Origin of the sequence: Corynebacterium evansiae (assembly GCF_027570065.1) — a bacterium.
Classification (GTDB): domain Bacteria; phylum Actinomycetota; class Actinomycetes; order Mycobacteriales; family Mycobacteriaceae; genus Corynebacterium; species Corynebacterium evansiae.
This window is the reverse complement of record NZ_JAKMUT010000006.1, coordinates 151,087-169,846: the sequence shown is the minus strand read 5'-3', so window position 1 is coordinate 169,846 and position 18,760 is coordinate 151,087. Positions and strand designations below refer to the sequence as shown.

Annotated in this window: 16 protein-coding genes; 3 read left to right on the top strand and 13 right to left on the bottom strand. The window is 63.4% G+C overall.

Annotated features, from left to right (window positions below):
- Positions 1-17: 17 nt before the first annotated feature.
- The 12 genes from L8V00_RS07840 to L8V00_RS07785 form a co-directional block, all read right to left on the bottom strand.
- Complete coding sequence (locus L8V00_RS07840) at positions 18-1,229, bottom strand: acetylornithine transaminase (RefSeq protein ID WP_035005707.1); 1,212 nt, start codon at positions 1,227-1,229, stop codon at positions 18-20.
- Positions 1,226-2,179, bottom strand: a complete 954-nt coding sequence (argB, locus tag L8V00_RS07835) for an acetylglutamate kinase (RefSeq protein WP_035005705.1) — start codon at positions 2,177-2,179, stop codon at positions 1,226-1,228. Before argB ends, L8V00_RS07840 begins: the two co-directional genes overlap by 4 nt.
- Positions 2,180-2,244: 65 nt before the next feature.
- Entirely contained in the window at positions 2,245-3,462 is a 1,218-nt protein-coding gene (argJ, locus tag L8V00_RS07830; protein ID WP_070489146.1) for a bifunctional glutamate N-acetyltransferase/amino-acid acetyltransferase ArgJ, read from the bottom strand.
- Positions 3,463-3,471: 9 nt separating this feature from the next.
- Positions 3,472-4,497 carry an N-acetyl-gamma-glutamyl-phosphate reductase gene (argC, locus tag L8V00_RS07825; protein ID WP_269944691.1) on the bottom strand — a complete coding sequence of 342 codons (1,026 nt, stop codon included), beginning with the start codon at positions 4,495-4,497 and terminating at the stop codon, positions 3,472-3,474.
- Positions 4,498-4,560: 63 nt separating this feature from the next.
- Complete coding sequence (gene pheT, locus L8V00_RS07820) at positions 4,561-7,119, bottom strand: phenylalanine--tRNA ligase subunit beta (RefSeq protein ID WP_269944690.1); 2,559 nt, start codon at positions 7,117-7,119, stop codon at positions 4,561-4,563.
- Positions 7,120-7,194: 75 nt separating this feature from the next.
- Entirely contained in the window at positions 7,195-8,250 is a 1,056-nt protein-coding gene (pheS, locus tag L8V00_RS07815; protein WP_011273440.1) for a phenylalanine--tRNA ligase subunit alpha, read from the bottom strand.
- 84 nt (positions 8,251-8,334) lie between these two features.
- A complete protein-coding gene (locus L8V00_RS07810; RefSeq protein ID WP_035005693.1) occupies positions 8,335-9,180 on the bottom strand; it encodes a TrmH family RNA methyltransferase in 846 nt (281 codons plus the stop codon).
- Positions 9,181-9,199: 19 nt separating this feature from the next.
- Positions 9,200-9,901, bottom strand: a complete 702-nt coding sequence (locus L8V00_RS07805) for a hypothetical protein (protein WP_269944689.1) — start codon at positions 9,899-9,901, stop codon at positions 9,200-9,202.
- Between the two features lie 231 nt (positions 9,902-10,132).
- On the bottom strand, positions 10,133-10,516 hold the full coding sequence (rplT, locus tag L8V00_RS07800; RefSeq protein WP_011273437.1) for a 50S ribosomal protein L20: 384 nt from the start codon (positions 10,514-10,516) through the stop codon (positions 10,133-10,135).
- Positions 10,517-10,628: 112 nt separating this feature from the next.
- Complete coding sequence (gene rpmI / locus L8V00_RS07795; protein ID WP_005295736.1) at positions 10,629-10,823, bottom strand: 50S ribosomal protein L35; 195 nt, start codon at positions 10,821-10,823, stop codon at positions 10,629-10,631.
- A gap of 32 nt (positions 10,824-10,855) precedes the next feature.
- Positions 10,856-11,377 (bottom strand): translation initiation factor IF-3, encoded by a 522-nt coding sequence (gene infC, locus L8V00_RS07790; protein ID WP_080721354.1) that lies wholly within the window; start codon positions 11,375-11,377, stop codon positions 10,856-10,858.
- Between the two features lie 543 nt (positions 11,378-11,920).
- Positions 11,921-12,349, bottom strand: a complete 429-nt coding sequence (locus tag L8V00_RS07785) for a hypothetical protein (protein WP_269944688.1) — start codon at positions 12,347-12,349, stop codon at positions 11,921-11,923.
- 182 nt (positions 12,350-12,531) lie between these two features.
- Here L8V00_RS07785 and L8V00_RS07780 point away from each other — a divergent pair, with 182 nt between their 5' ends.
- Entirely contained in the window at positions 12,532-14,169 is a 1,638-nt protein-coding gene (locus L8V00_RS07780) for a hypothetical protein (RefSeq protein WP_269944687.1), read from the top strand.
- Here the strand turns inward: L8V00_RS07780 and uvrA are convergent.
- Positions 14,148-16,994 carry an excinuclease ABC subunit UvrA gene (gene uvrA, locus L8V00_RS07775; protein WP_269944686.1) on the bottom strand — a complete coding sequence of 949 codons (2,847 nt, stop codon included), beginning with the start codon at positions 16,992-16,994 and terminating at the stop codon, positions 14,148-14,150. The two genes, L8V00_RS07780 and uvrA, sit on opposite strands and share 22 nt — an antisense overlap.
- Before the next feature lie 74 nt (positions 16,995-17,068).
- Here uvrA and L8V00_RS07770 point away from each other — a divergent pair, with 74 nt between their 5' ends.
- Together L8V00_RS07770 and L8V00_RS07765 are read left to right on the top strand one after the other, a co-directional pair.
- Positions 17,069-17,755, top strand: coding sequence for an MBL fold metallo-hydrolase (locus L8V00_RS07770; protein ID WP_269944685.1), 687 nt, complete (start codon positions 17,069-17,071; stop codon positions 17,753-17,755).
- A 117-nt stretch (positions 17,756-17,872) separates the two neighbouring features.
- Positions 17,873-18,724, top strand: coding sequence for a DoxX family protein (locus L8V00_RS07765; RefSeq protein ID WP_070489128.1), 852 nt, complete (start codon positions 17,873-17,875; stop codon positions 18,722-18,724).
- Positions 18,725-18,760: the final 36 nt, after the last annotated feature.

Sequence of the window (18,760 nt, the reverse complement as noted above, 5' to 3'; positions counted from 1 at the left end):
CGTTCTTTGTGCGGTTACTAGTTCTGCGCGCGGTTGTCGTCCAGCATCTGCCTAATCTTTGTGACGCCCCGCTGCACCTCATCCGTCGAAATATTCAGCGGCGGGACCAGGCGGATCACATCGGGCTGGGGCTTGTTGACGATCAGCCCGTAGTCCAGCGGATCCAGGTTAAGGGGCGCATCCAGGACGATACCGAGCATCAGCCCGCGGCCACGGATGCTCTGCACGCTCGGGTGATCGGCCAGGCCGTCGCGGATTGCCTGCGACTGGGTGGCTACGTTGTCCAGCAGGTCCTCGGACTCGATCGTGTCGATAACGGCATTCGCGGCCGCGCAGACGACAGGGTTTCCGCCGAAAGTGGTGCCGTGCATCCCCTTGGCCAGCAGCTGCGCCTTCGGCAGGGCGAGCGTGGCGCCGATCGGCAGGCCACCGCCCAGTCCCTTGGCCATGGTGATGACGTCCGGCAGCACACCGGCCTCGTGCTGGAAGCCGAACCACTGGCCGGTGCGGCCCATGCCGGCCTGCACCTCGTCGACGACCATGAGGATGTCGTGGGCATCGCACAGCTCGCGCACGGCGGCAAGAAAGCCGTCCGGGGCGGGGATCACGCCGGTTTCGCCCTGGATGGACTCCAGGAAGATCGCAGCAGTGTCGTCGTCAGCCATCTCCCGCAGGGCTTCGATGTCGCCGTAGGGGTAATACTCCACGCCACCGGGCAGGGGCTTGAAGGGCTCCTGCTTATCCGGCTGGCCGGTCAGGGCGAGGGCGCCCATGGTGCGGCCGTGGAAGCCACGCTCGGCGGCCAGGATCTTGGTCTTGCCGGTGGCGCGGGCGATCTTGAAGGCAGCCTCGTTGGCCTCGGCGCCGGAGTTGGAGAAGAACACGCGGGCACCGGCCACCGCCTTGGCGGCCTCCCCGTGTTGCTCTCCCAGCAGGCCTTTCAGCCGCTCGGCGAGCTTGATCACCTGCGGGTGGGCGAACAGGTTAGACGTGTGGCTGAGCGTAGCGATCTGATTCGTTACGGCGTCAACGATGGCAGGGTGAGCGTGCCCCAGAGCGTTCACGGCGATGCCGGACAGCAGGTCGAGGTACTCGTTGCCTTCCGCGTCGGTGACGATGGTGCCGCGGCCAGAGACCAGCTCGCGCGGCGGGGTGCCATAGGTTTCGAACAGCGCGGCGTTCCAGTGGCCCTGCCAGTCGTTAGATGCGTTCTCTAGGTTCTGGGTCATGGGAGATCCTCCCGATAGTTGATGTCGGGGCTGGTGACGTCTTCCCAGCCCGCGGGGCAGATCATGGTGCCGATACCTCCGGTGGTCATCAGCTCCAAGATTACGGAGTGCGGAATACGGCCGTCGATGACGTGCGCGGCCTGCACGCCGCTACGCAGCGCGTCCAGGCAGGCCTCCATCTTCGGCACCATGCCGGAATCCAGGTTGGGCAGCAGGTCGGAGAGCTGCTCCGGGGTCAGGCTGGATACCAGCGATTCCTTGTTCGGCCAGTCGGTGTACAAGCCCTTGACGTTGGTGAGCATCACGAGCCTCTCGGCGCCCAGGGCACCTGCCAGCGCGCCGGCGGCGGTATCTGCGTTGATGTTGTAGATCCGCCCCTGGTCATCCGGTGCGACCGTGGAGACCACGGGGATGCGGCCAGCGTCGATGAGGTCGATCAGGCTTTCGGCGTCGACGTGCTCGATCTGCCCCACGCGGCCCAGGTCGACCTCTTCCCCATCGATCGTGACCTTGCGCTTAGAGGCGGTGAACAGGCCGGCATCCTCGCCCGAGGCGCCGACGGCGTAGGGGCCGTGCTCGTTGATCAGCCCGACCAGCTCACGGCCGACCTTGCCGAACAGCACCATGCGGACGTACTCCATGACCTCCGGGGTGGTCACGCGGAAGCCGCCCTTAAACTCGCCCTCCAGGCCGACGGTCTTCAGCATCTCGTTGATCTGCGGGCCGCCGCCGTGGACCACAACCGGGCGGGCGCCGATGGCGCGCAGGAAGACCATGTCGGCGGCGAAGGCGCGCTTCAGATCCTCGTCGATCATCGCGTTGCCGCCGTACTTCACCACCACGATCTTGTCGCGGTAGTGCAGCAGCCACGGCAGGGCCTCGGCCAGCACATGGCTGCGCATCTCGGGGGTCAGCCCGGTGGTATCGATGGGAGTGTGTTTGGGGTTCATTGGTGCGTTTCCTGGTAGATCCGTTGTGCGGGTGAGCTCTGGGCAAGCTGGGTGAGCTGGATGAACTAGGTGGAGTATTCCGAATTGATCTCCACGTAGGAGTACGACAGGTCGGTCGTCCATACCGTCGCGCGCCCCTCGCCTACGCCGAGGTCCACCTCGACGGCAATGTCGGCGCCCGAGAGATCCACGGTGCGGGCACCGGGCGCGCCCGTGGAGTTGATGCACACCGGGTGTCCGTTGAAGGACACGCTGATGGCCTCCGGGTTCATCTTCACCGGCGCCATTCCTACGGCAGCCAGCACGCGGCCCCAGTTCGGGTCGGAGCCGAACATCGCACACTTAAACAGGTTGTCGCGGCCGATGACGCGCGCTGCGGTCTGTGCGTCCGCGTCCGTTTCTGCGCCGCCGACGGTGATGGACACTCTCTTTGTGACGCCCTCAGCGTCCGCCTGTAGCTGCATCGCAATATCGAGGCACACCTGGTGGATCGCAGCGTTGAATTCCTCTGCGTCCGGGGTGATGCCGGAAGCGCCGGAGGCCATCAGCAGCACAGTGTCGTTGGTTGAGGTCGCGCCGTCGATGTCGATGCAGTCGAAGGTTGTCGGAGTGGCGCCCGCCAGGGCCTCGTGGGCCATGTCGGCGTTGGGAAGGTGGGCGTCCGTAGTAATAAACACGAGCATCGTAGCCAGCGACGGGGCCATCATGCCGACACCCTTGCCCATGGCGCCGATGGACCAACCTTCGCCGTGGTAGACGGCCTCCTTAGCGACGAGGTCGGTGGTCATGATGGCGCGGGCAGCATCGTTGCCGGCGGTGATGGACTGGTCGAGCTCGCCGGCGAGTTCGCCGACTCCGGCGAGGACCTTATCCATCGGCAGCACATCGCCGATCAGGCCGGTGGAACACACGGCAACGTCGCTGGGCTGGCATCCCAGCAGCTCGGCGGCCTTCTCAGCGGTAACGCGCGCATCCTTGTCACCCTGGGCTCCGTTGCAGGCGTTGGCGTTGCCGGAGTTGACCACGACGGCGCGGAAGGTGCCGTCGTTGTTCGCCTTGGTGTAGCGAACGGGGGCGGCGGTGACCTGATTGCGGGTGAACATGGCTGCGGCGATGGCATCGGGTCCGTCGTTGCGGATCAGAGCCATATCCGACTTGCCGGAGGGCTTGATCCCCGCCGTCACAGCTGCGGCGCTAAAGCCCTTGGGAACGGTCACGCCGAGGTCCGCGGAGGAGCCTTGGGCAGTGCTGGTATCCGGGTTGTTCTTGTCTGCACTGGTCATAACTGAGAATCAGAGCCCCGTCTGCGGGAGTCCCGCGGTTTCTTCCCAACCGAACATCAGGTTGAGGCATTGGATGGCGGCACCTGCGGTGCCCTTTGTGAGGTTATCGATGGCGCTGGTGGCGATGACCATGCCGTCGGCGACCTCCACTTGGATGTGCACCATGTTGGAACCGACGACGCTCTTCACCTCCGGCTGCTGGCCCTCTGGCAGCAGATGCAGGAAGGGCTCGTTGGCGCAGAACTTCTCGTAGGCACGGCGGATATCGCTCGACTGGCCACGCGCGGGGGCGGTGACGGTGGTGAGGATGCCGCGGGTCAGCGGGGCCAGCACCGGGGTGAAGGTCACGTGTACGTCGTCCGAGGAGTAGCCGGGAGCCAGCAGCTCTTCCACGCTCTGCTTGATCTCCGGCGCGTGGCGGTGGGTGCCCACGCCATAGGCGCGCAAGTTCCCCATGGTCTCCGAACCCAGCAGGTTCACGGCGGCCTTCTTACCAGCACCGGTGGTGCCGGTGACGGAAACCACGCTGATCTGCGGGGCCATCAGGCCGCTAGCAATAGCGGGCATGAGGGCCATCGTGGCGCCGGTCGGGAAGCAACCGGGGGCAGCGACGTAATTGGTGGCCGCGATCTCTTCCCGGCGGCCAGGCATCTCCGGGATGCCGTAGGTGCGGGTGCCGGCGTGCGGGGTGCCGTAGAAGCGCGCCCAGTGGTTGGCGTTCTTCAGTCGGTAGTCCGCGCCGCAGTCCACGATCTTCATGGATTCCGGCAGATCCAGAGCGGCGGAGACTCCGTGAGGGAGGGCCAGGATTGCAGCGGCGTGCCCGCGGAGAACTTCCTCGGTCGTCTCTTCGAGCACGCGATCCGCCAGGGCGGGCAGTCCCGGGTTGAGTTCGCCGAATCGCGTGCCCGCGTTGGAACCGCCGGTCAGCGAACCGATTTCGAAGTCCACGCCGTAGCCGGGGTGATTCAATAGGAGGCGAAGAGCCTCGCCACCCGCGTACCCACTGGCGCCTGCTACTGCAATTTTCAACATAGGACGATTCTGCCCTACTGGAACCAAAATTGCAAATTATTCAGGTTTATGGGAATTATGCACTTAGGCGCGAAGCTGTGCGCCCACCTTCTCGGTGGCTGATTGCAGGGCCGCCTCGCGGGACTTGCTGGCCTCTTCCTCCGTCAGAGTGCGGTCGGGCGCGCGGAAGCGCAGGCTGAAGGTCAGCGAGCGCTTGCCCTCTCCCAGGGACTCGGAGTGGTAGACGTCGAACAGTCGGATCTCCTCCAACAGCTCGCCAGCGCCAGCACGCAGGGCATCTTCAACGTCCTGGGCCGGGGTGGCCTCGTCAACGACGACCGCGATGTCCTGCAGCACCGCCGGGAATGCAGACAGCACCGGGCGCGGGAAGGTCTCCCTCAGCGGCAGCTCGTCCAGGTTCATCTCCATGGCCACGGTGCGCGGCGGCAGCTCCGCGCGCTCGCAGACTTGCGGGTGCAGCTCGCCTGCGTGGCCAACGACCTTGTCGCCCACCAGAATCTCAGCACAGCGGCCCGGGTGCCACGGCAAGTACTCTGCGTTGCGCACGGTGATCTCCACGCCGGCGGCACGGGCGACCACACGGGCGGATTCGATGGCGTCGGCCGCAGTGAATGCCTCCGGCTCACCCCAGGTGCCCTGCAGCTGCCGGTTACCCGTAGCCACAACGGCTACGTGCAGCGGCTGGGCGGGCAGGGAATCCAGCAGCTCCTGCAGCTCCTCTGCCCCCGGGCGCTGCTTTACAGAAGGCATCGGCGAGAACGGCTTGGCCGACTTCGGTACGGAAACCTGCTCCACGCCGTAAAGGGCTGCATCGCGCTGGCCACGGGTGACGTTGCGGCGGAGGGATTCGATCATGGACGGCAGCAGCGTAGTGCCGATGCAGGCGTAGTCGCTCTCCAGCGGGTTCTGTACCTTCACCGTCAGACGGCGCGGGTCATCCGCTGGCAGGTCCCAGACGTCGAATACGTCGTTGGCGATGAACGGGGTCGGCAGGATCTCTGCGTAACCCGCCCAGGCCAGGGCCTGGCCCACGTTGCGGCGCATCCGCTGGCGTGGGGTGTAGCCGCGGCCAGCCGGGGCGGTCGGGACGATAGAGGGGATGTCCTCCAGGCCCTCCAGGCGCAGAACCTCCTCCACCAGGTCGGCGGGCATCGTCAGATCCGGGCGCCAGGTCGGCGGGGTGACCTCGATCTCGCGGGCGCCGTTGTCGTCGCGGGAGCCGGTCTCGCGCACCTCACAGCCGACCTCCCGCAGGCGGGAAATGGTGGTGCCGTCCGGGTAGATCTTGCCCGCGGTCTTGCCCGGCAGGGAGGTGTGGATGGTGATCATCGGCATCTCCGGAACCGCACCGACCAGAGTGCGCCCCTCCTCCACCTGGCCACCAGCGATGTTCACCAGCAGTGCGACGGCGAAGTCCAGCGCGTCCTCGATAATGGCGGCGTCCGTGCCGCGCTCGAAGCGGCGGGAGGCCTCGGAGGAAAGCTTGTGGCGGCGGCACGTGCGGGCCACGGTGATCTGATCCCAGTGTGCGGCCTCGAACAGCACGTTGGTGGTCGCCTCGGAAATCTCGGAGGTCGAACCGCCCATCACGCCAGCCAGCGACTGGATACCGGACTCGTCGGAGATCACCACGTCCTCCGGGTCGAGGGTGCGCTCCACGTCATCCAGCGTGGTCAGCTTCTCCCCCTTCTTCGCCAGGCGGACGTGCAGCTCTCCGGTGACCTTATCCGCGTCGAAGGCGTGCATCGGCTGGCCCAGCAGGAACATCACGTAGTTCGTCACGTCCGTCGCCGGGTTCACTGGGCGCTGTCCGCACAGCATCAGCTCTCGCTGCAGCCATAGCGGGGACTCCGCCTGCGGATCGATGCCGGTGACCTTGCGCATGCCGAACTTGGAGCACTTCGTGTCCTCGTCGACCTTCAGCGCTTGCACCTCGCCGTCGGTGCCGGGCAGGCCGGCGAAAAGGTCGTTGCGCATCGCCGCTGCTGCCGGATCCTGCGCCGGGTCGCGGAACTGCAGGTCAAAACTGGACGCCAACTCGCGGGCGAGTCCCCTGGCCGACAGCGCGTAGCCGCGGTCCGGGGTGATGTTCACGTCGAAGATGGTGTCCTGCAAACCCAGCAGCCCACGCGCGTCGTCGCCTACCTTGAGGTTGGCGCTGGCCAAATCGGCGTCAGAAATAGTCATGATCCCCGCGTTCTGCTGGCTGGCCAGGCCCACCTCCATCGCAGAACAGATCATGCCCTCGGAGATCTTGCCGTAGGTCTTACGCGCCGAGATCTCGAACGGGCCGGGCAGCACCGTGCCGGGCAGGGCGATGACGACGTTGTCGCCCTCGGCGAAGTTCCGCGCGCCACAGATGATGTGCTGCAGCTCGCCGGTGCCGTTGGCCTGGCCGACGTTGACGTCGCAGTAACGGATCGGCTTCTTGAACTCGGTGAGCTCCTCGATCTTTTCGACGCGACCGATCACCAGCGGGCCGGTGGTTTCGGGGATCGCCTCGTACCCCTCGGTCTCGAAGCCAACGCGGACGAAGCCGGCGTCGAACTCCTCGGCGCTCACGCTCCACTGCGGGTTGGAGGTCTGCAGGATTCGGGTCAGCCACGACTGGGAAATAAGCATGATTTTCGAAAGATCCTTGGTTGGGGCTCTAAATGGGGTGCTCTGGGATGCTCTGGTGCTCTGGGGGAAATTGCTCTAGCGGCGAACGCCGAACGGCAGGGTGAAGCGCACATCGCCCTCCACCATGTCGCGCATGTCGGGCAGGCCGTTGCGGAACTGCAGGGTGCGCTCGATGCCCATGCCGAAGGCGAAGCCGGAGTACTCCTCCGGATCCACGCCCGCGGCGATCAGGACGTTCGGGTTGACCATGCCGCAACCGCCCCACTCGATCCAGCCAGCGCCGCCCTTCTTGTCGGCGAACCAGACGTCCACCTCGGCGGAGGGCTCAGTGAACGGGAAGTAGTTCGGGCGGATGCGGGTCTTGGCTTCCTCGCCGAACAGCGTCTTGGCCAGGTGATCCAGCGTGCCCTTCAGGTGCGCCATCGTCAGCCCCTTATCCACGGCCAGGCCTTCGACCTGGTGGAACACGGGGGTGTGGGTGGCGTCCAGCTCATCGGTGCGGAACACGCGGCCCGGGCAGGCAATGTAGATCGGCAGGTCGCGGGAGAGCATCGTGCGCATCTGCACCGGAGAGGTGTGGGTGCGCAGCACCTGGCCGGAGCCCTCCGGAGCGATGTGGAAGGTGTCCTGTAGCGTGCGCGCGGGGTGGTCTGGGATGAAGTTCAGGGAGTCGAAGTTGAAGTACTCTGCCTCGACCTCCGGGCCGTCGGCGATCTCCCAGCCCATGCCAACGAAGATGTCAGCGATCTGTTCGGACAGGATGGTGATCGGGTGCTGGGCGCCGCGCTGACCGCGGGTGGTCGGCTCGGTGACGTCGATGCGCTCGGCACGCAGGACTTCCTCGTTGCGCTTGCGCTCGAGCTCAGCCTTGACCTGGGCGAAGCGCTTTTCGACGCGACCCCGCGCCATGTTCACCAGGCGGCCAGCGTCCTTGCGCTGATCCTTCGGCAGGCTGCCCAGGCTACGGCGGGCGGCCGGAATGGGGGCATCGTCGCCCAGGTGCTCGCGGCGAGCGGCCGCCAGTTCCTCCAGATTTGCAGCCTCGGCAAAGGCCTTCTCGGCTGCGTCTGCTGCGGCGTTGAGCCCCTGCTCCGAAAGCTCTACCTGGGGAGTGTCCGCGGAATCCGTCACTTCAGTGCGCTCCTCTTTCTACGTGCACGGCTTAACCTCGTTAATAATACCCGGCTGGCCCACTGCCGCACCGAGTTGGGGCTATCAGTCTTCGGCTGCTCCCCCAGCAGCCTCCTGTGCCGCCGCCTGGATGCGGGACGATTCATACATGCAGATGGAGGCCGCAGTGGCAAGGTTGAGGGATTCCGCGCGCCCACGGATCGGGATGGAAACTCGCAGGTCCGCCTCGGCCAGCAGTTCCTCGCCCAGCCCGTGCGCCTCATTACCGAACAGCCACGCGGTGGGCTTGGTGAGGATCTCCCCGGCATCATCCAGACTGACCTCCCCGTCGGCCGCGGTGGCGAGAATCTGCAGCCCCTGGGCGCGCAGCTGGCCCAACACGTCCTTCACGTTGGTGGAGCGGGCCACCGGCACGTGGAACAGCGAGCCCGCGGAGGCGCGAGCGGCTTTGCACGACTGCGGGTCGACAGTCTCCCCGGCGAACACCACGGCATCCGCGCCCATGGCATCGGCCACACGGATCAGGGTGCCCGCATTGCCGGGGTCGTTGGTTTCCACTGGGACGCTCACTAGCCGAGGCTGGGGCGTCAATACCTTACCGACAGACCACAACACCGGCTTGCACACGGCAAACAAACCTGTAGTCGTGGCGGTATCAGAAAGGTGCTTGGCCGCCTTGTCCGTGATGTAGTGCACGTAGATATTGAGGTAGCCGGCGGTGCGGATAATCGGCTCGAAACGCTCCGCGGCAGCCAGCGTGACGTACACGTCCGTGGCACTTCCGGTGGCAATGGCGGCCTCTACGCTGTTCTCCCCCTCCACAAGGAAAACCCCCGCCTTCTTACGCGCAGCCGCCCGGTGAAGCTTGGCTGCGTTGACAATGCGAGGGGTTCTTTCGGTGAAAAGCTCTTGGGCATCCTGCGGGTTCATACCCCACAGCTTAATTGACCTAGTTTTCGAACAGGGTCATCTGCTCCTTCTCCGTCGTGGTAACGCCGTTCTTGGAATGAGTGCGCGTCATCGTCCCATCCTTGGCCTCCTGCGCAATATCGATGAGATACTGGCCATGAATGCGGAGCTGACCGCCGTCCACGACAACGGCAAGGGGCTCCTGCTGACTCGCCTCGATGCCATGCATGTGCATTTCGAGGGAACCCATCGGGAACTCCACCTTCGTACGAGCACTATCGACCTTTGCCTTCTCCGGATGCGCTGTCACCTCCACCGCGCCGTGGCCACCAAAGAACCGCCAGACACCGTCGAGGCTGTGGTTCAGGCCAACAACTACCGCACCGCGGTCTTCATCGCTCATGTCATCAACCCCCGCGATGAAGTGACGCACGTTGTACACCTTGTCGGCTACTTCGAAGAGTTCATCCTTCTCTTCGTCGGAGAGCTTCTCGACGTTAGCCACCGTGTTGGCCCGCTTGAGCAACGCTTTATCCTCGCCGGGGAGCCTTTCGATTGTCTTGACCAAAGAGGAATCAAAGTTGGTTTGAATGAAATCCTCGACGGTCTTTGCGGCCTTCGCTGCGAAGTCCTCCTCCGACATATCGGCATAGGAGAGATCCTCATCACCGGCCCTTTCCGAGCCACCTGGGCCTTCCGAGGCTTCCTGCATAGCCCGTTCCGCGTCTTCGTTGGTGCTCATGTTGCATGATGCTAGGGAACCGCCGAGAGACAAAGCCAGGACTGCTGCCAGTGCGGCGCGCGTGTAGGTCTTCAATGCGGATTCTCCTTAGCTTTAACGGACTTCTGCCCGGCTATATCCGGGGCTGCCCCTCCAATCTATCGGGAATCGCCGCGTACATACGGCCCCATACGAGAAAACCCCACCCTGGGTGTCCAGGATGGGGTGCGCGTTACGCGTTTAGGGCTGGCTTTAGGAAGCAGCCGGTGCGTTAACGTCCTCCGGCAGGGCAGCCTTGGCAGCCTCGCACAGAGCGGTGAATGCGTCGAAGTCGTTGACGGCCAGCTCAGCCAGGTTCTTGCGGTCGACCTCAATCTCGGCCAGGCGCAGGCCCTGGATCAGACGGTTGTAGGTCATGCCGTTCTGGCGAGCACCAGCGTTGATGCGCTGGATCCACAGCTTGCGGAACTCGTTCTTACGAGCCTTGCGATCGCGGAACTCGTAAGTCTTGGAGTGGAGCATCTGCTCCTTTGCCTTGCGGTACAGGCGGGAGCGCTGACCACGGTAGCCCTTGGCGGACTTCAGTACTTCGCGACGCTTCTTCTTGGCGTTCACTGAGCGCTTGACACGTGCCACGGTGATACTTCCTTTTCTTTAAGTGTGCGCGCCTCGAACCAGCACTTTCTCAAGCGCTGAATCCACTCGATGACGCGGTTGGGTGTATTGGGGTGGAAAAGTGGGCTTTAAGTTATGCCTTGCCCAGCAGACGCTTCATGCGCTTGACATCGGCCGGAGCGACGTCCTCGGTGCCCTTCAGGCGACGGGTGCGCTTGGAGGGCTTGCCCTCCAGCAGGTGGCGGCGGTTAGCCTGCTCGCGACGCAGCTTGCCGGAACCGGAGATCTTGATGCGCTTTGCGGCACCCTTGTGAGTCTTCTGCTTCATTGGTGAAAAACCTCTAACAACTAGTTCTGTTACTACTTCTTGCCCTTGCGGACCGGGCCCAGCACCATGGTCATGTTGCGACCGTCTTGCTTGGCACGGGTCTCAACTACGCCGTATTCCTCGACGTCGTTTGCCAGTCGCTCAAGCAACCGGAACCCGAGCTCCGGGCGAGACTGCTCACGCCCGCGGAACATGATCGTGACCTTGACCTTGGAGCCCTTCTGCAGGAAACGAATGACGTTGCCCTTCTTGGTCTCGTAGTCGTGGTCGTCGATCTTCGGACGGAACTTCTGTTCCTTCACCACGGTCTGCTGCTGGTTCTTACGAGCTTCGCGTGCCTTCTGGGCCTGCTCGTACTTGAACTTGCCGTAGTCCATGATCTTTGCCACGGGCGGCTTGGCGTTCGGTGCAACCTCTACAAGGTCGAGGTCAGCTTCATAGGCCAGCTTTCGCGCATCGTCTGTTTTGACGATACCGACCTGTTCGCCGCCTGGACCGACGAGTCGGACCTCAGGGACTCGAATACGGTCGTTGATGCGAGCTTCTGCGCTAATGTGAACTCCTCAGTAGCAGTTTTGGTTAATGTCTTACCGACCCCTGCAGTACTGAAGATCCCCTGTGTTCCCCCACAATCACAGCCATTTTGCGCCGGCGGGAACAACTGCCCTGCATCACGCATTCCACTTCTGGATTCTCCTGAACCCATCCGTGCCTGTGGCTACGACCCGAGCCCAACCTCTATAGGCGGTCTCTAGGTGGGAGAAGGAATCTCCACTTGCAGCCCGTTTCCGTTGGTTTGAGACGAATTCAAGACGAATAGGGAATCAAACCCACGGAACGAGACGGTAGTGCTTGGAAGTATAACAATAGTCCGAGCATTTACCAAAACCGATACTGCGCCCTGGCGCGCCAAACGAGAATAAACTTTTGAGCCATGAATAACTCTTCTAACGGATCCGCACAGCCCACCAACGACCTCATCAAGCGCATCGATGACCTTGCCCGCTCGCAGGTGCAGGCGCAAACGCAGATGATCAGTATTTTGCGAGAGGTCGCTCTTAATCAACAAAGGCTCTCACAGGCGCAACGAGTCGCTGCTAGTTCTTCTTCCTTAGTGACGCCCCCAGCCTCACCTCCCCCGCGCCCCAAACCGGACTTACAGGCCCCGCCGGCTCAGGCCCCACAGAAGCACTCGCCTGCGCCCGCTGAACGGTCGGCTGAACGCAAGATGGAGCGGACTCAAGTTCCCAAGCCTCAGCCCGCACAGCCTCAATCTGCACAACCTCAACCAGCGCAGCCTCAGCCCGCACAACCTCAGCCCACGCCGGCTCAGCGTCAACAACAGCCACAACAGGCGCAGCACCACCCGGCGCGTTCTGCGCAACCGCCACGCCAGGAGTTCGCTCCGCCAAAGCAGCAAGCGCCAGCGCGTCCGCAGGCATCGCGCCCGCAGGCATCGCGACCTCAGGCACCCCGCCCGCAGGCATCGCGACCTCAGGCTCCGCGACCAGCTGCCCCTCAGCCACAGCCCCAACCAGCAGCGAAGCAGCAGGAGCCAAAGGAGCCAAACAAGCTGCAACAGTGGTGGGAAAAGGAAGACCTGGTTACTCGCCTGCTGGCGATCATTGGCGGCTCCATCACGGTTGTCGGACTCACCTTCCTGGCTCTACTGGCCTACGCTTCCGGAATCCTTACTCCGGAGGGAGCGGTGATTCTCGCTGCGGTGATCTGTGGCGGCCTGGCCGTGACGTCGACGATCGTGCACAAGAAGCAACCAGACGGAGTGAGCTCGTCGGCGCTATTGATAGTTGCCACACTGGGCGGTTTGGCGGACCTCTGGGTCGCGGTGTTCAACCTGGGATGGTTCGGTGAGGCGCTCGGTAGCGTGCTGACGGTAGTCATATGTGCGGGCGCATTGGCTCTGGCATATGCCTGGAAGAAGGAAGTCCTCGCAGTGGTCGTCACCGCCTTCGCGCCTCTATTCATCCTGCCGGCGGCAGCGAACTTCCTCTCCATGTTCCCCGCCGACCAGGAAGTACAACGCGAAATCCACAATGGTTACTTCGCCGGCAGCCTGATCGCCGCCGCTATCTGCGGCTTCGCAGCCCGCTGGGGTCGCCCGTGGTTCAAGCTTCAGACCACCGCGACCATTACTTACATCTGCGCGATGCTGCTGAGTGCACCCTTCATGCTTTCGACGTTCCTGCTCGGCGTGGTGGGCTTCGCGCTCGTGACGATTATCAGCTTCGTCCCACCGTTTGCATCCCGCCAGCTTCACCTCAGCGGCGTAGTTGCCGTGGTGATCATTCCGTCGGTGTGCCTGTTGTCCAGCAATTCCTGGGCGGCTGTTGTCTTTATCTCCCTAGTAACTGCGTGCGCATACATCATCGCTCGCGTCAACGGTGGCATCTTCCAAGCGGACTTCCAGATTCCAGGAACCGAACCGCTTCCCCCACAGCTGGCCAATGCGTTCGCTTTTATAATCTCCGCCGGCACTCTCCCCATTGTCTTCATCATCCGCTTCTTCCAGTGGTACGCATTGGATTCTGAACTACGGCATTCCCCCGCTGAGGCCTCGGCGTTTGGCTACGGGAGCATCATCGTCGCTGTGGGTCTGCTGCTATACACCGCAGCCGTTGTATGGGGATTGCCGCGCATGCCTAAGAATGTCGCATGGATCTCGCTGATGTGCTCTTTCCTAGCGGTGTTCACCTACGCACCGCGCAGCTGGGTCGGGGCGGATAGCATGCGTGTTCCGGACTCGGCGATCGTCCTAGTAGTCAGTCTCGCGCTAGCGGTGGCGCTTCTGTATCGCCACCAATACCTCCTCGAAACCGGCCTGCGCGGAATCGCTGGACGCGAGATTCCGGGTAAGCAGTCCAACTCGGAAGTGACGATGTTGGTTATCGGCGTAGTCACCCTTGTGCTCGCCTCCTCCGCAATCCCCGCCGTCGCTATGGCTATCTCCACCACGAAGCTGTCATTCATGGTGGCGCACGTGCTGATCTCCGTCAGCTGGATGTTGGGCGCCGTGTACCTGCTGTACCGCAACAACTCGAAGCCCGGCCTGATGCTGGCGATCATCGCCACCGCCAAGCTTGTCTTCTACGACCTGTCCGTCCTCGGTGGCCTTGTGCAGGCCCTGGCGTTCCTCATCTGCGGCATGGTGCTACTGGTTGCCGCCATCACCCGCGAGAAGCCAAACAAGACTCCCCCGCAGTCGCGAGTGCCGCAGCCTCAGCCGCCGATGCCACAACAATCTCAACAGCCACAGCCGCCGATGCAGCAACAGGCTCAGCAACCCCAGCAGCCCCGGATGCAGGATCAGAGCATGGACCGCAGGTAGCGGCCGGTGTGGGAGGCCTCCACTTCCGCAACCTGCTCCGGGGTTCCCTCGGCAACAACGGTGCCACCGCCGGAGCCGCCCTCCGGCCCCATGTCCACAATCCAGTCGGCAGCCTTAATGACGTCCAGGTTGTGCTCGATGATGAACACGCTATTGTCCTTGTCCACGAGCCCCTGGATCACCAGCATCAGCTTGCGGATGTCCTCGAAGTGCAGGCCGGTGGTCGGCTCGTCGAGGATGTACACCGTCCGGCCGTTGGAACGCTTCTGCAGCTCGGCGGCTAGCTTCACGCGCTGTGCCTCACCACCGGACAAGGTGGTGGCCGCCTGCCCCAGGCGGACGTACCCCAGGCCCACATCCACCAGGGTGTTCAGGTAGCGGGAAATCGAAGTAACGGGCTCAAAGAACTCCGCTGCCTCGGAAATCGGCATGTCCAGCACCTCGGCGATGGACTTGCCCTTGTAGTGGACCTCCAACGTCTCGCGGTTGTAGCGAGCGCCCTCGCAGACCTCGCAGGGCACGTACACGTCGGGCAGGAAGTTCATCTCGATCTTCAGAGTGCCGTCGCCGTGGCAGGCCTCGCAACGCCCGCCCTTAACGTTGAACGAGAACCGGCCCGCGGTGTAGCCGCGTACCTTGGCCTCCGTCGTCTCGGCGAATAGCTTGCGAATCTTGTCGAACACGCCCGTGTACGTGGCCGGGTTGGATCGCGGGGTACGGCCAATCGGGCTCTGATCCACCTGCACCAGCTTGTCCAAGTGCTCCGTGCCCGTGATCTTCTTGTGGTGCCCCGGCACCTGGCGCGCCTTGTTCAGGGTGTTGCTCAAAGACTTCGCCACAATGCCGTTGATCAGGGACGACTTACCGGAGCCCGATACGCCAGTGATGAGTGTCAGCACGCCCAACGGCAGGGTGACGTCCACGTTCTTCAGGTTGTTTTCCTGGGCGCCGTGTACCGTCAGCACCCGGTCCGTATCAATCGGGCGGCGCTTCTCCGGGACAGCCAGCACCCTTTCACCGGACAGGTACTGGCCGGTCAAGGAATCCTTCGCCTCGAGGATGCCCTTGGGCTCGCCCTGGTACACGATCTCGCCGCCGTACTCGCCAGCTCGCGGACCGATATCCACCAGCCAGTCGGCCGTGCGGATCGTGTCTTCGTCGTGCTCCACCACGATCAGGGTGTTGCCCAGATCGCGCAGGTGCTCCAGGGTGCGGATCAGCCGCTCGTTATCGCGTTGGTGCAGGCCGATCGACGGCTCATCCAGCACGTACAGCACGCCCGCCAGACCGGAACCAATTTGCGTAGCCAGACGGATGCGCTGGGCCTCACCGCCGGAGAGCGTGCCCGCGGAGCGGGACATCGACAGGTAGTTCAGGCCAACGTCCAGCAGGAACTTCAGGCGCGCCTGGATCTCCCGCAGAACCGCCCCGGCAATCATCTCCTCGCGCTTGCTTAGAGAAAGGTTATCGAGGAAGCTGCTGGCGTCCGCAATAGAAAGATCAGAGACCTCGGCGATGGACAGCTCCTGCTCGCCCGAGGCAATAGTTACGGCCAGAACCTCCGGCTTCAGGCGCGTGCCGTCGCACGTCGGGCAGGCGACCTCACGCATGTAGCTGCGGTAGCGCTCCTTGGACCAGTCGGAATCGGTCTGGTCGAGCTTGCGCTTCAGGAAGGGCATCACGCCCTCGAAGGGTGCGTTGTAGGTGCGCGAACGGCCGTAGCGGTTACGGTAGCTGACCTTGATCTGCGTCTTGTGGCCGTTCAGGATGGCCTTGCGGTGGGTGGCCTTCAGGTCCTTCCACGGGGACTTCGGGTCGAAGCCCATCGCCTCGCCCAGTGCGTTCACCAGCTTGGTGAAGTACTTGCTGTTCGGGCTGGACGACCACGGCGCGATCGCGTCGACCACGGCTGCGTCCTCGTCCGGGATCACCAGCTTCTCGTCGACCTCCAGGCGCGTGCCCAGGCCGTCACAAGCAGGGCAGGCACCGTAGGGCGAGTTGAAGGAGAACGTGCGCGGCTCCAGCTCGTCCAGCTGGATCGCGTGACCGTTCGGGCAGGCCATTTTCTCGGAGAATCGGCGCGTGCGGTGCGGATCGTCATCCGGCAGTCCCACGAAGTCCAGGACCACGATCCCGTCGGCCAGCTTCAGGGCGGTCTCGATCGAGTCTGTCAGGCGCTGCTTCTGGGATTCCTTTACCTGCAGACGGTCCACCACTACGTCGATGTCGTGCTTGACCTGCTTTTCTAGCGTCGGCGGGTTGGACAGCTGGTACACCGCACCGTCGACCTGCACGCGGGAGTAGCCCTGCGCGGCCAGGTCCTCGAAGAGGTCCACGAACTCGCCCTTGCGGGTGCGCACTACCGGCGCGAGCACCTGGAACTTCAGCCCCTGCTCCATCGCCAGAATCTGGTCCACGATCTCCTGCGGGGTCTGCCGCTGGATCACGCCGCCGCACTCCGGGCAGTGCGGTATGCCGGTGCGGGCATACAGCAGGCGCAGGTAGTCGAAGATCTCGGTAACCGTGCCGACGGTCGAGCGCGGGTTGCGGTTCGTGGACTTCTGGTCGATGGAAACTGCCGGGGACAGCCCCTCGATCAGCTCCACGTCCGGCTTATCCATGCGCCCGAGGAACATGCGCGCATAGGAGCTCAAAGACTCAACGTATCGGCGCTGGCCTTCTGCGAAGATCGTGTCGAAGGCCAGGGAGGACTTACCCGAGCCGGACAGGCCCGTAAACACGATCATCTTGTCGCGTGGCAGGTCGATATCCACGCCCTTGAGGTTGTGTTCGCTGGCTCCACGGACAATCAGCTGATCGGCCACTATCTACTCCTTAATTGTTGAAGCATCAACCCTGCTAGTCTACGCCATCGCCCGGACACCGCTAGTGTGGTGCCATGCAGCAAGTTACCGAATTTAGCCATCTTTCCGCACCGCGCGACGTGCAGGTTCTTAGTTCTGACGCCCATACGTACGCAGTGACGACCGTGGGTTCTATGGACAACAATTGTTGGTTGTTGTGCCGGGGCGATGAAGCGCTGCTGGTGGATGCCGCCGACGATGCAGAACACCTGCTGGGCCTAGCCGAACAGCTGGGTGTACGCATCACCGATGTGCTTACTACCCACCAGCATGCAGACCACACTCGCGCGCTGGCGGACGTGCTGAAGGCGACAGGCGCCCGCCACCATGGACCGCGCCTGGATGCCGAGGCGCTGCCCGTGGCGCCGGATCGGGTGTACGGAAACGACGAAGGTGAGCGGGAGCCGCTGGACCTAGCTGGTGCACAGCTGCCGGGGCTGGGTCTGCAGGTAGTCGAGCTGCGCGGCCACACCCCGGGCGGCTTGGCAGTGCTGGATCTGGCCGACGGGCGCGTGCCACGAGCGTGGGTGGGTGACAGTGTTTTCCCCGGTGGCGTCGGAAAAACAAACAACCCCGAGCAGTTCCAACAGCTCCTGGGTGACGTGCGCGACAGAATCTTCACCCTTCCTGAAGAAACCCGAATTCACCCTGGCCACGGCGATTCCACCTCCGTTGGGGAGGAAAAGGGCAAGGTCGATGAGTGGGCCACGCGAGGCTGGTAGGTAGCCCCGGACCCCACTCCCGGTGAGGTTGATTCAGGTAACCTGGGAGATTGTTCGAGCACGACTAAACGCAGTCAAGGGTCGTGCCACCAACTAAAGAGGAGTGTGTAGACCCAAATGTTCCGTACCCTTGCCCGCCCGCTGCTGGCTTCCGCTTTCGCCGTTGACGGCGCCCAGATGCTGCTGAACAGCAACGAGTATGCAGAAGACGCAAAGGCTATCAACGGCACCCTGCGTTCCGTACTGCCGCAGGATAAGGCCGGCCTGATTCCCGACGATGCCGAGACCACCGTGCGCGTGGTCGGCACCACCAAGGTCGTCGCCTCCGCCCTGCTGGCCACCGGTAAGGCTCCGCGCCTGGCCGCCGCTACCCTGGCTGCCGTGCAGATCCCGACCGCGCTGTCCCGCCACGCATTCTGGAATGCGTCCAATGGTGCGGAGCGTAAGGAGGAGATCCGCGGCCTGGTCACCGACCTGGCGCTGCTGGGTGGCCTGGTCATCACCTCTGCAGATACCGCCGGCAAGCCGGGCCTGAAGTGGCGTGCGCAGCAGGCAATGCCGGGCAAGACTGAGCAGCAGAAGATGCTGGAGAATGCTCAGACCCAGTCCAAGGCTTTCGCCGCTAACGCTTCCGACCAGGCCCAGGGCTTCTTCGCCAAGACGAAGGAGGTTGCTGGCCAGGTGCAGGATAAGGTTGCCGACTACGTTGACGAGCACCAGGATGAGTGGAAGGAAGCAGCCGAGAACCTGCGCGAGCGCGCAGCTGAGTTCGGCGACCAGGCTTCCGACTACGCACAGTCCGCTGCTGCCAAGGCGCAGGATGCATGGGACGACTTTGACGCCGAGGACCTGAAGAAGGACGTTCAGAAGGCCACCAAGAGGTCCCGCAAGCGCGCCCAGAAGGCGCAGAAGCAGGCCCAGAAGCGAGCAAAGAAGGCTCAGAAGCAGGCGCAAAAGCGCTTCAAGTAAGAGCTAAAAGCACTACGAGCCCCTGGTTAGTTCAAC